The sequence below is a fragment of the Phenylobacterium sp. genome (assembly GCF_004799395.1).
Taxonomy (GTDB): domain Bacteria; phylum Pseudomonadota; class Alphaproteobacteria; order Caulobacterales; family Caulobacteraceae; genus Phenylobacterium.
The window spans coordinates 1-13,785 of record NZ_SSMZ01000071.1 but is presented as its reverse complement, the minus strand read 5'-3'; the positions used below and the strand labels follow the sequence as shown (position 1 = coordinate 13,785).

10 protein-coding genes and 1 pseudogene are annotated in these 13,785 nt (G+C 68.8%); 4 read left to right on the top strand and 7 right to left on the bottom strand.

The annotated features are described in order from the left end of the window. The 3 genes and pseudogenes from E8A12_RS04625 to E8A12_RS04615 form a co-directional block, all read right to left on the bottom strand. Nucleotides 1-1,883, bottom strand: a pseudogene (locus tag E8A12_RS04625) (hypothetical protein); the annotation flags it as partial. 138 nt (nt 1,884-2,021) lie between these two features. Beyond that, entirely contained in the window at nt 2,022-2,393 is a 372-nt protein-coding gene (locus E8A12_RS04620) for a VOC family protein (RefSeq protein WP_293366602.1), read from the bottom strand. Nucleotide 2,394: 1 nt separating this feature from the next. Beyond that, nucleotides 2,395-2,766, bottom strand: a complete 372-nt coding sequence (locus E8A12_RS04615; protein ID WP_293366601.1) for a VOC family protein — start codon at nt 2,764-2,766, stop codon at nt 2,395-2,397. A gap of 121 nt (nt 2,767-2,887) precedes the next feature. Between E8A12_RS04615 and E8A12_RS04610 the strand changes: the two genes are divergently transcribed. Both E8A12_RS04610 and E8A12_RS04605 read left to right on the top strand, forming a co-directional pair. Continuing rightward, nucleotides 2,888-5,284, top strand: coding sequence for a penicillin acylase family protein (locus E8A12_RS04610; protein WP_293366600.1), 2,397 nt, complete (start codon nt 2,888-2,890; stop codon nt 5,282-5,284). Between the two features lie 70 nt (nt 5,285-5,354). After that, complete coding sequence (locus E8A12_RS04605; protein WP_293366599.1) at nt 5,355-6,746, top strand: tetratricopeptide repeat protein; 1,392 nt, start codon at nt 5,355-5,357, stop codon at nt 6,744-6,746. On the opposite strand, the gene E8A12_RS04600 is transcribed toward E8A12_RS04605, so the two are convergent. The 3 genes from E8A12_RS04600 to E8A12_RS04590 form a co-directional block, all read right to left on the bottom strand. Beyond that, nucleotides 6,743-7,435 (bottom strand): SDR family NAD(P)-dependent oxidoreductase, encoded by a 693-nt coding sequence (locus tag E8A12_RS04600; RefSeq protein WP_293366598.1) that lies wholly within the window; start codon nt 7,433-7,435, stop codon nt 6,743-6,745. The two genes, E8A12_RS04605 and E8A12_RS04600, sit on opposite strands and share 4 nt — an antisense overlap. A 13-nt stretch (nt 7,436-7,448) precedes the next feature. Then, nucleotides 7,449-8,630 (bottom strand): acetyl-CoA C-acetyltransferase, encoded by a 1,182-nt coding sequence (locus E8A12_RS04595; protein WP_293366596.1) that lies wholly within the window; start codon nt 8,628-8,630, stop codon nt 7,449-7,451. Nucleotides 8,631-8,984: 354 nt separating this feature from the next. After that, complete coding sequence (locus tag E8A12_RS04590) at nt 8,985-9,482, bottom strand: GAF domain-containing protein (RefSeq protein WP_293366595.1); 498 nt, start codon at nt 9,480-9,482, stop codon at nt 8,985-8,987. A 162-nt stretch (nt 9,483-9,644) separates the two neighbouring features. Here E8A12_RS04590 and E8A12_RS04585 point away from each other — a divergent pair, with 162 nt between their 5' ends. Beyond that, nucleotides 9,645-11,624, top strand: a complete 1,980-nt coding sequence (locus E8A12_RS04585; RefSeq protein WP_293366593.1) for a S9 family peptidase — start codon at nt 9,645-9,647, stop codon at nt 11,622-11,624. Continuing rightward, nucleotides 11,621-13,168 carry a M28 family peptidase gene (locus E8A12_RS04580; RefSeq protein ID WP_293366592.1) on the top strand — a complete coding sequence of 516 codons (1,548 nt, stop codon included), beginning with the start codon at nt 11,621-11,623 and terminating at the stop codon, nt 13,166-13,168. Before E8A12_RS04585 ends, E8A12_RS04580 begins: the two co-directional genes overlap by 4 nt. Here the strand turns inward: E8A12_RS04580 and E8A12_RS04575 are convergent. After that, on the bottom strand, nt 13,165-13,785 hold a 621-nt coding region (locus tag E8A12_RS04575), incomplete at its 5' end, for a response regulator (protein ID WP_293366590.1). The two genes, E8A12_RS04580 and E8A12_RS04575, sit on opposite strands and share 4 nt — an antisense overlap.

The window sequence follows — 13,785 nt, the reverse complement described above, 5'->3', positions numbered from 1 at the left end:
TTGATGGAGCCGGTGTGGGCCTGTTGCCCAACCAGGGTGGCCGGCACGATGGTCGCCGCGGCCAGGGCCTCGGCGGGGGTGAAGCCGGCCTGCTCGTAGATCTCCAGCTCGTGGATCAGCTCGATGCCGATGCCGTCGGTGCCGCTGACGATCGGCACGCCGGCCTTATGCATCTTGGTGAGCAGGCCCACCATCTTGGCCCAGCTGGCGCGGTAGTCGGCGCGCGTCAGGTCCTTGGGCACGGCGAAGCCGCCGGTGCGGAAGCCGCGCTCGGTGGCCGCCGGCATGGTGCCGACGAACGGCGCGTAGGACGGATCGAGGTCCCCGTTGTCCGGCACATAGAGGCTTTCGAAGGCCACCATCGTCGGGTCGTTGTAGATGTGCTTGGCCACCATCGTATCGACGATCAGGTTCATAGCCGGGCCGTTCAGGTCGACGTCCTTGCCGAAACGGCCAGGCCCCTCGAAGCGGGCGATGCCGTTGGAGACCTTGATCACGTCGTCCGGCGCGGCCTGCATGATGATCCAGTTGATGTGGGTCACTTCGTCATAGCCGTCGTTGATCGCGTCCACCGGGCGAATGCCGGCCGGGATGTGGCCGTGGACGTGCAGGCCGAGCTTGTGCGCCTCGGCGGCCGCGGCCGGGAGCCAGTCCGGGTTGAAGGTCCCGTAGAACTTGACGCCGGTGAAGCCGTTGGCCTTGGCCTTGTCGACGAGGGCGATGGCCTCTGCCTGGCTGGTGGCGACATTGGCGACCTGGGCGGTGTAGGGGCCCTTCCCGTCGATCAGCGACGACGGATAGACGTGCGGCATCAGGAGTTGGCCCGCCGCCGCACGGGTGCGCCGGTCGATCGTCAGGAGGTCGTTGTTGCCGGGATCGCGGACTGACGTCACGCCCAGCGAAAGCTCCTGCGGGCCGGTGTAGTCGTCGCCCACATGCATGTGGCAGTCCCAGAGGCCCGGGACGAGCGTCTTGCCCCTGCCGTCGATGATCTGGGCGCCGGCCGGCAGCTTCACCGTGGCGGCGGAGCCGACGGCTGTGATCACGCCCCTGTCGACCACGACCGTCTGGTCGGACAGGAACTTCAGGCCGTCGGCGTCGAACATCTTCACATGGGTGAAGGCCACCGCGCCGGCCGGGACCTTGACCACGGCCTGGTAGATCTTCGGCGCCTGGGCGGCCATGGCGTCGCCCTGGATCTTGTCCAGCTTCTTCAGCTCTCCGGCATAGGCCTCGGGCAGCCAGGCGACGACGCCGGTAGCGCCGAAGAGCTTGCCTTTCGCATCCGCCCAGATCGGGAATGGCGTGGGCGAGAGGCCGCTGATCGCCCACAGGACAATCGTCTGTTTCTTGGCGCCCTCCCCGACCCCGGCGGTGGTCAGCTTGACCGCAGTCGCCTTGCCGCTGGGCAGCAGGTCGAGCGTCTTGCCAGGCGTGGCCAACAGGCGCTCGAGGAACCAGGCGTTGATGTCGAAAGGGCCGCCCTGGGAAACGTAGAATGCGGGCTTGGCGTAGGCGGCGTGGCCCGCGTCGATCGGGCTCTTCCAACTCGCCTGGCCGCCGCTGACCCTAAAGGTCTCTCCGGCGTCACCCGAGGGCGAGACGCCGTGAATGGCCAGGCTCGCCGGCATCCCGTCGGCGCCGGCCTTGCCGGTGTAGTCCTGATCCCACTGCTGGCCGCGCAGGTTCCAGGTCTCGCGCGCCATCCGCGTGCCGTCCGGCGCCGTCCAGCTCCAGGAATCGCCATGCTTGCCGCCGGTCGACTCGATGATGAAGTGGGTGGCGCCAGGGGGCGGCTTGGCAAGTTCGGCCGGAGCCGTCTGGGCGAGCGCGGAAGTGGCGAACAGAGCGGCGAGGCCCGCGAACGCAAACGTGGCGCGCATGGTCAGATATCCTCAGCACAAGCCCCAATCCTGCTGTGGGCGTGGCCAGTCTTGCGGCGGCGATCCGGCTTGAGCAAGGCCGTTATTCTGAAGAGCGCGCGCCTGACGCCGCAGATTCCACAGTGCAGTCAGGATCGACTATTTCCCCATGTAGACGACGCACAGCTTGTTGCCGTCGGGATCGCGGAAATAGGCGCCGTAGAAGTTGGCCATGCGCTGCCCGGGCGGGCCCTCGCAGGTCGCCCCCGCAGCCAGGGCGGCGGCGTAGACCCGATCGACGTCCTCGGCCGAGGCCGCGGTCAGGGCGACCATGGTCCCATTGCCGCCGGTCGCCGCCTCGCGGTCGAAGGGCAGGACGATCCCCAGCATCGCCCCGCGGTCCGGCCCGCCATAGTATTGCGACCGCTCATAGGTCAGCGTTCGCCAGCCGCCCAGCGGGGCCAGCGCGGCGTCATAGAACGCCCGGGCGCGATCAAGATCGTTGGTCCCGACCGTCGTGTAGCTGATCATCTCAGCCCAGCTTGAAGACGCAGATCTTGTTGCCGTCGAGGTCGCGGAAATAGGCTCCGTAGAAGGTCGGCATGCGCTGGCCGGGCGGGCCGTCGCAGGTCGCGCCGGCGGCGATCGCCGCGGCGTGGGCGGCGTCGACCTGGTCCGTGGTGGCGGCGGGCAGGCCGAACATGCTGCCGTTGCCGACCGTGGCCGGCTGCTCGTCATAGGGCTTGGAGATGGCGATCATCCCCGGTGTCTCCTTGGAACCGTAGAACTGCATGCGCTCGCCGTTGGCGAAGGTGCGTCGGCCGCCCAGCGGCTCCAGCACGGCGTCGTAGAAGTCCTTGGCGCGGTCGAGGTCGTTGGTGCCGATGGTTGCATAGCCGATCATGGCGTTTCCCCTTTGCTGGTCCGGGAATTCTAAAGCCCCGCGCCGGGCTCGCCGCAAGCGTGCGTGGACGAATGGCCCAATCTGTCGTCAACTCTTCGCAATAATTGGGGGGAGTGTGGCCATGGGCAGGGTCGGCAAGGCGCTTATGGGCGCGGTCGCGGGCCTGCTGTGCGCCGGCGCGGCGTCCGCTCAGTCGACGGCGGTCAAGCAGGAAGCCTGGAGCGTCGCAGGCCTGAACGCCCCGGCCCGGATGGTCGTCGACCACTGGGGTATCCCACACATCTTCGCCGCCAGCTCCCGAGACGCCTTCTTCCTGCAGGGCTACAACGCCGCCCGCGACCGGCTGTGGCAGATCGACCTTTGGAGGAAGCGCGGCCTGGGCCGGCTCTCCGCCAGCCTGGGGCCGTCCTATGTGCCCCAGGACCGCGCGGCGCGGCTCTTCCTTTACCGCGGCGACATGGCGGCCGAGTGGGCGGCCTATGCGCCCGGCGCGCGCGAAGCCGTCGAGGCATTCACCGCGGGCGTCAACGCCTATGTGGCCGAGGTGAACGCGGGCAAGCGGCCGCTTCCCGTCGAGTTCAAGCTGACCGCCAGCAGGCCGGAGGCCTGGGCGGCCGAGGACGTCCTTCGCATCCGCAGCCACGCGCTGGTCTCGAACGTCTCATCCGAAGTCGCCCGGGCCCAGGTGGCCTGCGCCGCGGGCCTGCCCGCCGACCTCCTGCGCCGCACGTTGTCGCCGGCGCATACCCCGACGATCCCCGCCGGACTCGACCCCTGCATCGTGCCCGCCGACGTGCTGAAGGACTATCTGCTGGCCACCGAGCCGGTGAGCTTCGAAGCCCTCACCGCCGCCGGGAAAAAAGCCGAGGCTGCGCCCCAGGTCCAATTGGCTGAGGCCCTGGACGCCTATCAGAACGAAGGCTCCAACAACTGGGTGATCGCGCCGTCGCGCACCGCGACGGGACGTCCGATCCTGGCGAACGATCCACACCGGCCGGTCGGCCTGCCCTCGCTGCGCTACATCGTCCACCTCAACGCGCCGGACCTGGACATCATCGGCGCCGGCGAGCCGTCCCTGCCCGGGGTCTCCTTCGGCCACAACGGCCAGATGGCCTGGGGCCTGACCATCTTCTACATCGATCAGGAGGACCTCTACGTCTACGAGACCAAGGGGGAATCCTACCGCTACAAGGGCGGCTTTGAGGCCATGAAGGTGGTCCACGAGACCATCGAAGTGAAAGGCGAGGCGCCGCGCGACGTAACCCTGAAATTCACCCGCCACGGACCGGTGCTGGACGAGACGCCAGACACTGGAAAGGGGGCCCACGCCTTCGCCATGCGCACCGTCTGGAACCTGCCCGGCGCATCGGGCTATTTCGGCTCCTCGCGGATGTGGCGGGCCAAGTCCTGGGCGGACTTCAAGGCCGGGCAGGAGGCCTGGGGCACGCCGCCCTTGAACCTGGTCTTCGCCGAGACCGGCGGCGACATCGGCTGGTCAGCCGCAGGCCTGACGCCGTCACGGCCCAACTGGGATGGCCTGCTGCCGGTGCCGGGCGACGGGCGCTACGAGTGGGCCGGGATGATGCCGGAGAGCCAGCTTCCCGCCCTGCACAATCCGCCCAGGGGCTTCGTCGCCACCGCCAACCAGATGAACCTGCCCGCCGATTATCCGGCCAACCGCACGACCAGCTACGAGTGGGCCGACCGCTCGCGGATCACCCGCATCGAGGAGGTTCTGGCGGGGCTGCCCAAGGCGACCCTGGCCGATTCCATGGCCTTGCAGACCGACAGCCACGACGCCCTGTCGCGCCGCACCATCGCGCTTTTGAAGGGCTTGAACGCGCCCGATCCGCCGCTCGCCAAGGCCCTGGAGCTGCTCCGGACCTGGGACAATGACGAGACCACCGGCAGTGCGGCCGCGGCCATCTATCAGGTCTGGGTCAGCGGCCACCTGGGCCGCGCCGTGGTCGCCTCGACGATCCCTTCGTCCGCCCGCGCGCTGGTCGGCTCCGGCAGTCTCGATGGCGTGGTGACCTGGCTGGAGTCGCCGCAGGCCGCGGCAACCCGCGACGGCCTTTTGCTCGCCAGCCTCGCCGAGGCGCTGGGCGACCTGAGGGCCCGCCTGGGCCCCGACATGGCGACCTGGACCTGGGGCCGGCTGCACCACGCCGACTTCACCCCGCCGATCGCCGTCCTCGCCGACCGCCAGCTCGCCCAGCAGCTGGGCACAGGCGCGCTGGAGATTCCGGGCTCCGCCCAGAGCCCGCGGGCGGCCACCTACCGCGCCAGCGATTTCAACCAGATCGCCGGGGCCTCGGTCAGGCTGGTGATGGACGTCGGCGCCTGGGACAATTCCGTCGCCGTGAACACGCCAGGCCAGTCCGGCGACCCCTTCAGCGTCCACTACCGCGACCTCTTCCCGCTCTGGGCCACCGGGTCCTACGTGCCGTTGGACTTCAGCCGCGCCGCGATCGACCACGACGCCGAGCTGGTGGTGACGCTGACGCCGGGCCGGTGAGGTGATGAGGATCACGAAGCTTGCCGTTGCGTTCGCGGTCCTTCTCTCGGCCACGACCGCTCACGGTCAGATGACGGCGGGGAGCGGCGCAGCCGGGATCGCCGACATCGAGGCCTGTTCCGGCAATGACCCGGCCAAGGCGGTGACCGCCTGCACGCGGATCATCCAATCCAGGAACATAGGCCAGCCCGACCTGATAGCCGGCGCCTTGCGGAACCGGGGCTTCCTCTACCAGAGCCGCGGCGACCTGCCCCGGGCCATCGGCGACTACGATGCAGCGATCAAGCTGGGGCAAGCCGCGACGCCAGCGCCGGCGCTGGCCCGGGTCTACGTCAACCGCGGCCTCCTGCGGGCCGCCCGTGGCGAGGACGCCCTGGCCCAGGCCGACAACGACGCCGCGATCGCCCTCGACCCCAAGGTCGCTTCCGCCTACCTCAACCGCTCGGCGCTGGAGATGAAGCACGGCCAGCAGGACAAGGCATTGGCCGACCTGAACGCGGCGGTGAACCTCGACAGCCGCGACTCGGCGATCCTGGTCAGCCGAGGTGCGATCTACGTAAACCGTGGGGACGTCGACCGCGCCATCGCCGACTTCACCGCGGCCATCTCGGTGAACCCCGCCGACGCCAACGCCTGGCGCGGCCGCGGCCTCGCCTACCAGCGCAAGGGCGACTCGGCCCACGCCAGCGCGGACTCCGCCGAGGCGCTGCGGCTCAATCCCAACAGCGCCGGCGCGCATCTGCAACACGCCATGGCGCTGCGGGCCAGCGGCGATCCCGAGCGCGCCATCGCCGAATTCAGCCGCGCCATCGCCATGGATCCCGGCGACGCTGCGGCGATCAAGGCCCGCGGCGACGCCTATCTGGCCACCGGCCACCGCGACCTGGCCATCGCTGACTTCTCCCAGGCCGTCGCGCTCGAACCGCGGTTCGGCGACGCCTATGTCAATCGCGGCGCGGCCTATCTGGCCAAGGCCGACTGGGACCACGCTATCACCGATTTCGGCAAGGCGATCGAGATGAACCCCTCGCAGGTTGTCGCCTACCTTGACCGTGGCCAGGCGCTGACGGCGCGGGGCGACCAAGACCTGGCGCTGGCCGACTTCGAGGCCGCGGTGCGGCTGCAGCCGGATTCGGCGATCGCCTACCGCAACCGAGCCTTCCTGGAGCACGCCAAGGGCGACAACCGCAGGGCCGTCGTCGACTACACCAAGGCGCTGGAACTGGATCGCAGGGACGAGGAGGCCTGGCGTGGACGCGGGCTGTCCCACCTTGATGCGCACGACATGGACGCCGCCATCGCCGACCTCAGCCAGGCCATCGCTCTTAACGGCGGGGACGCGCTGGCCTTCCACTTCCGCAGCAAGGCCTATGCCGCCAAGAACGACCTGCGCCGGGCGGGAGCCGACGATTCCGAGGCGATCCGCCTCGATCCACGGCTGGCACAGCGGGCGTCGCGCTAGATGCGACCGGTCACCGGGATCAGCGCGCCGGTGACGGCGCTGGCCTCCTCGCCGGCCAGGAACAGCATAACCGCGGTCAGTTCCTCCGGCGTCACCCAGGTCGCGAAATCCGCCTTGGGCATGTCGGCGCGGTTGGCCTGGGTGTCGATAATCGAGGGGAGCACGGCATTGACGGTGACGCCGTCGGACTTCAGTTCCTCGGCCAGGCTCTCGGTCAGGCTGTGCACGCCCGCCTTGGACGCCGCGTATGGCCCCATGCCCATCGAAGCCTTCAGCGCGGCGTTGGCGCCGACATTGACAATGCGGCCTGACCTGCTCTCCCGCAGATAGGGAATGGCCGCGCGGCTGGTGTTCGCGGCGGTCTGGACGTTCATCAGGAACAGCCGATGCCAGCCCTCGGCCAGGCTGGTCTCCAGGGTCTCCCACCGGAAGCCGCCGGCGATGTTCAGGAGCACGTCCAGGCCTCCGAAGCGGTCGGCCACGGCGTCGATAGCCGCTCCGGCCGCCACGGCGTCGGTGAGGTCGACGCCGCCCAGCACAAGCACGCCGTCGCCGCTCGGCAATCCCGGGGGCGGCGTCTTGGCGAAGTCGATCAGCGCGACGCGCGCGCCCTGCGCCACCGCCGCCTTGGCGACGGCCGAGCCCAGGACGCCCGACGCGCCGGTGATGGCGAAGACGCGTCCGGCCATGGCGAGACGGAGTCTAGAGCCGCTCGACGATCGTCACGTTGGCGAGGCCACCGCCCTCGCACATGGTCTGCAGGCCCCACTTCTTGTCGCGGGCCTTCAGCGCGTGCAGCAGGGTGGTCATCAGCTTGGTGCCCGAGGCGCCCAGCGGGTGACCGAGCGCGATAGCGCCGCCGTTGACATTGAGCTTCGCCGGGTCCGCGCCCGTGGCCTTCAGCCAGGCCACCGGCACCGAGGCGAAAGCCTCGTTCACTTCGAAGAGGTCAATGTCGTCGATCGACATGCCGGCCTTCTTCAGCGCGCGCTCGGTGGCCGGAAGCGGGGCTTCCAGCATGATCACCGGGTCATGGCCGATCAGCGTCAGATGGTGGATGCGGGCCAGCGGAGTGAGGCCATATTCCTTCAGCGCCTTTTCCGAGACCACCATGACGCCCGAGGCGCCGTCGCAAATCTGGCTGGAGGTGGCCGCGGTGATCGCGCCGCCTTCGCGCAGCAGCTTCACGCCCTTGATGGCGTCGAGGCTCGAGTCGTAGCGGATGCCCTCGTCGCTATCGTGGCGGACCGTGGAGCCTTCGTCGCCCTTACCGTCCTTGCCGTCGATGGCGATGATCTCGTTCTTGAAGGCGCCGGCCTGGGTGGCGGCGATAGCGCGCTGGTGCGAGTTGTAGGCGTATTCGTCCAGCTGATCCTTGGTCAGGCCGTACTTGGCGGCCATCATCTCGGCGCCCATGAACTGGCTGAATTGGATGTTCGGATAGCGCTTCTGCTGGTTCGGGCTCATCGGATTGCCGAAGCCCTCCTTGGCCGGCAGGGCGACGGAGAGGCCCATCGGCACGCGGGTCATGCTCTCGACACCCGAGGCGATCACCACGTCCATGGTGCCGCTCATCACCGCCTGGGCGGCGAAGTGCAGGGCCTGCTGCGAGGAGCCACACTGACGGTCGACGCTGGTGGCCGGCACACTTTCCGGAAGCTTGGAGGCCAGCACCGCGCCGCGGGCGATGTTGGTGGCCTGCTCGCCCACCTGCATGACGCAGCCCATGACCACGTCCTCGATCACCGCCGGATCGACGCCGGTGCGATCGACGAGTTCGTTCAGCACCACCGCGCCCAGGTCGGCCGGGTGCCATTCGCGGAGACGTCCGCCCTTGCGTCCGCCGGCGGTCCGCGTCGCAGCTACGATATAGGCTTCGGCCATAGCCTTAAGCTCCCTGGTGAAATCCAAACGCCTCTATTGGCGCGTCAAAACGACTGTATGAAGGCGCCGCTGCGTAAGACAAGACCGGTTGACGCGAACGTCAACGTGTCTGCGGCTCGGCCTGGGTGGGCGGGTCGAGGATAGTGGTTGCCGCTGCGCCGAAAGACGGCCATGCGGAAACCGAAACGTTGAAACTTAGGGGCGCCTTCGCGCGCCGCCCCCGCGAGCACGACCGGCTTGTCCATCGCCAGGCAAGGCGCCGAACCCGCCACCGCCGGCCACGACGAGGCTTCGTCCAGCCCCGCGGAGCCGGTCTACAAACGGGTTCTGCCGGGCGATCACCTGGCGCTGGAACTAGTCCGCGAACGTGTCCTGCAAGATGCCTTCCAGCCAATCGGCGTCGACCTGATCGAAGGCGGCCGGACTTTCGGCATCAACGTCGAAGACCGCGATCAGGCGGCCCTGCGCGTCCACCACGGGCACCACGATCTCGCTCTTGGCGCGGCTGTCGCAGGCGATGTGATCGGGGAAGGCCTCGACGTCCTGCACGATCTGGGTCTGGCGCGTGCGCGCCGCCGTTCCGCAAACGCCGCGGCCGAAGGCGATGCGCAGGCAGCCCAGCGTGCCCTGGTAGGGCCCGACCACGAGTTCCTCGCGCTTGTCCGGATCGACGACGTAGAAACCGGTCCAGAAGAAGTGGTCGAAGCTGGCGGCCAGCATGGACGTCACCGTCGCCATGCGCGCCGTCAGGTTGGGCTCGCCCTCGAGCACCGCGGCGATCTCCTCGGCCACGGCGGCGTACCGCGTCGCCTTGTCGGTGGGCAGAATCTTGTCGTTGAAGGCTTCGGCCATGGAAGCAGCATGTAGCGATCCGCGCCGCGCTGGACAAACCCTCCCGGCGCGGCCTTTGTAAGCGCGCTTCAAGTTCGGGGATCATCTATGCGTCTTACTTTGCTCGTGTCTGCCCTCGCGATTGCGTGTGCGTCATCCGTCACTGCGCCGGCTTCGGCCCAGGTGCCAGAGGGACCCAACCGCCTCTTCCAGGGCCGCGACATCTTCGGCCTGCGCGCGGCCGGCGACCCGCAGGTGCGTCCCGACGGCGGCATGGTCGCCTATGTCCGCACGACGCAGGACATCATGACTGACAACGGCCACCCGTCGATCTGGCTGGTGGACCCCGCGACAGGCGCCCAGACGCCGCTGGCGGCCGATGACACGGCCAACCTGCAGCCGGTCTGGTCGCCGGACGGTACGCGCATCGCCTACATCTCCGCCGGCCCCGGGGGCGCCCAGCTATATGTGCGCTGGATGGCCACTGGCCATTCCGCCAAGGTCGCCAACCTTGAGCAGGCGCCCAACGCCATCACCTGGTCGCCGGATGGCAAGACACTGGCCTTCGTCATGCTGACGCCGGTTCCGCCGCTGCCGCTGGGCGCGCCGATGGCGGCGCCTCCCGGCGCCCACTGGGCCGAGCCGCTGCACCTGATCGACCGCGTCACCTATCGCCGCGACGGCGCGGGCTATGTGAAACCCGGCTACCGCCACCTGTTCACGGTCTCCGCCGACGGCGGACAGCCGCGGCAGATCACCTTCGGCAAGTTCGATGAGGGCGGACAGCTGACCTACACGCCGGACGGCAAGAGCCTGTTGTTCTCGTCCAACCGCTCCAAGGACTGGGAACGCGACGCCGGCGAAAGCGACATCTTCTCGGTCTCGACCGCCACCGGGGTGATGACCCAGCTGACCACCCGCAAGGGCCCCGACCAGGCGCCGACCCCTTCGCCGGACGGCAGCAAGATCGCCTATGTCGGCTTCGACGACCAAGGCCACCGCGGCTACGACAACGTCCACCTCTACGTCATGGACGCCGACGGCAAGAACAGCCGCGTCATCACCGGCGACTTCGATCGCAGCGTCGGTCGCCCGGCCTGGGCCGCCGACGGCAAGAGCATCTACGTCGACTACGCCGACCACGGGGTCACCAGGATCGCCCGCGTCACCCTCGACGGAAAGATGACCGACGTGGCCGCGGGCCTGACCGACGGTGCGGAGATGGACCGTCCCTATACCGGCGGCGAGTTCTCAGTCGGCAAGAACGGGCTGGTGGCCTTCACCATGGGCGATGCCCTTAGCCCGCCCGACATTGCGGTGGTCAAGGCCGGCAAGGCCGTTAAGCTCACCCACCTGAATGACGACCTGTTCGCCGACAAGACCCTGGCCAAGGTCGAGCCCCTGGCGGTGAAGTCGTCCTACGACGGCAAGCCGATCGACGCCTGGCTGGTCACCCCGCCCAATTTCGATCCGTCGAAGAAGTATCCGCTGATCCTGGAAATCCACGGCGGGCCGTTCTCGGCCTACGGCCCGGTGTTCTCCACCGACGACCAGCTCTATGCGGCCGGCGGTTACCTGGTGGTCTACGCCAATCCCCGCGGCTCGACCTCCTATGGCGACGCCTTCGCCAACGAGATCGATAAGAACTATCCCAGCCACGACTACGACGACCTGATGAGCGCGGTCGACGCCGCCGTCGCCAAGGGCTCGGCCGATCCGAACCACCTCTATGTCACCGGCGGCTCCGGCGGCGGGGCGCTGACCGCCTGGATCGTCGGCAAGACCGGCCGCTTCCGCGCCGCGGCCGCCCAGAAGCCGGTGATCAACTGGACCAGCGAGGTCCTGACAACGGACGGCTACAACTTCATGGCCACCTCCTGGTTCGGCAAGATGCCGTGGGAGGACCAGGCGAACTACTGGCGCCGCTCGCCACTGTCCCTGGTCGGCAATGTCGTGACGCCGACCCTGGTGATCGTCGGCACCGACGACCACCGCACCCCCCCCTCGGAGGCCGAGCAGTTCTTCGACGCCCTGCAACTGCGCGGCGTCGCCAGCGAGATGATCCAGGTGCCCGGCGCCTCGCACGGCGGGCTGGCCGAACGGCCGTCGCAGGCTGCGGCCAAGGCCGCGGCGATCATGGCCTGGTTCCACCGCTACCAATGAGCCCGCAAGCCGCCCTCACCGGACTGGTGCTCGCCGGCCTCGTCGCCGGCGGTGCGAGCGCCGCGCCGCCCCGTTCCGCCGGGATCAAGGACCCGGACACCAAGGCCTGGTGGCAGATCGCCGAGGCGCTTTCCTCGGACGCCATGGAGGGCCGGGACATCGGCTCAGCCGGCTACGATCGCGCCGCCGACATCGTGGCGGCGAAATTCAAGGCCGCGGGCCTGAAGCCGGCCGGAGACAAGGGTGGCTGGTTCCAGGTCTTCCCGGTGCACGAGAGCCGCGTGGAGAAGGACGGGACGAGTTTCGGCGTGATCCAGGACGGGGGCAAGGAAACGCCGCTGGTCTTCCTGCACGACATCACCGTCCGGCCCACCGACCAGCTGCCGGCGGGACTGGACGCGCCGATGACGTTCCGCGGCTATTGCGGACCGAAAGACCTTGAGGGCGCCAAGGGCAAGGTGGTGATCTGCTTCAACACCAAGCGCGCGGGCCTGCCCTCGGCTGGACAGCGCATCCAGGCCGCGGCCGCCGCCGGCGCGGCGGGCGTGATCCAGGTGGATGATCCCTATTTCACCATCGAGCCGCCGCGCTGGCCTGCGGCCTATGCACGGTCCGTGACGATCGCCGGAACCGCGCCGCCGGCCGCCGCGGCCTTGCCCGCAATGACGCTGAGCGCGGATGCCTTCAAGACGGCGATCGCCGGCGCCGACCATGACCCCGCGGAGATCTTGAAGCTGGGCGGCGACAGCCAGCCCTTGCCGGCCTTCGACGTTCCCGGCCGCCTCCACGCTCAATTCCATCTGACCAGGCGTGACTTCACCGCCAAGAACGTGCTGGCCGTCCTGCCGGGCCGCGACCCAGGGCTGAAGAGCCAGTACCTGGCGCTTACGGCTCACCTCGACGGCTACGGCTATGGCGAGCCGGTGAAGGGCGACAATCTCTATAACGGCGCGCTGGACGACGCGGCCTATGTCGGCACGCTCATCCGTTTCGCCGACAAGCACAAAGACAGGCCGCTGCGCCGCAGCGTCGTGGTCGCCGCCTTCACGGGCGAGGAGAAGGGCCTGCTCGGCGCCCACTGGTTTGTGGACCACCCGACCGTACCCAAGGCCGAGATCGTCGCCGACATCAATCTCGACCAGCTGCGCCCGCTATTCCCGCTGAAGATCCTGACCGAGCTGGCCGTGGACGACACCACGCTCGGCCGTACGGCCCGCGAGGTCGCCGCCTCGATGGCGATCCGCATCCAGCCCGACCCGGAGCCGGAGCGCAGTCTGCTGACGCGGGCCGACCATTGGCCGTTCATGCAGGCCGGCATTCCCGGGACCGGCTTCATCTTCGGCTACGAGCCGGGGACCGAGGCCGAGCAGCGCTATCGCGAGTGGTATCAGATCCGCTACCACCGCCCGCAGGACGACCTGACCCAGCCGATGGATTTCCAGGCGGCCGGGGCGTTCAATCGCTTCTTCTACAAGCTGGCCGAAAGCGTCGCCGACGCCGACGACAAGCCGGCGTGGCTGAAGCCCCCGCCAAGCGCGCGCTAAGCCACCTCGGCCCGCGCGCCGCCGCCGGGCTTCACCTGCGGCGGGACGGCCGCCGTGGTCAGGGCGGCGAAGAGATCGGCGGCCTGGATCGGCTTGGCCACATGGCCGTCCATGCCGGCGGCGGCGTACTGGTCCACGTGATGCGACATGGCGTTGGCGGTCAGCGCCACGATCGGGGTTCGGGTGCGGCCTGTGGCCAGCTCCTTGGCGCGGATGTGCGCGGTGGCGGTCAGGCCGTCCATCACCGGCATCTGGATGTCCATCAGGATCACGTCCCAGTCGCCGCTCTCCCAGACCTCGACGGCCAGCCGGCCGTTGTCGACGACGGTGGGATTCACGCCCATCTGATGCAGCAGGGTCTTCAGGACCAGCTGGTTGACGGCGTTGTCCTCGGCGGCCAGCACGCGCAGCGTGATTTCCGAAGGCTCGGCGCACAGTTCCGGCATGCCGCCCGACCCGGCGGACTTTTCCGCGCCGATCCATTCGAGCGGGACGCGCAGGGTGAATTTCGAACCCAGGCCGAACTCGCTCTCCACGCTGATCTCGCCAGCCATGAGCTGGGCGAGTTCGCGGCAGATCGCCAGGCCCAGGCCGGTGCCGCTTCGGCGGCACCGGCC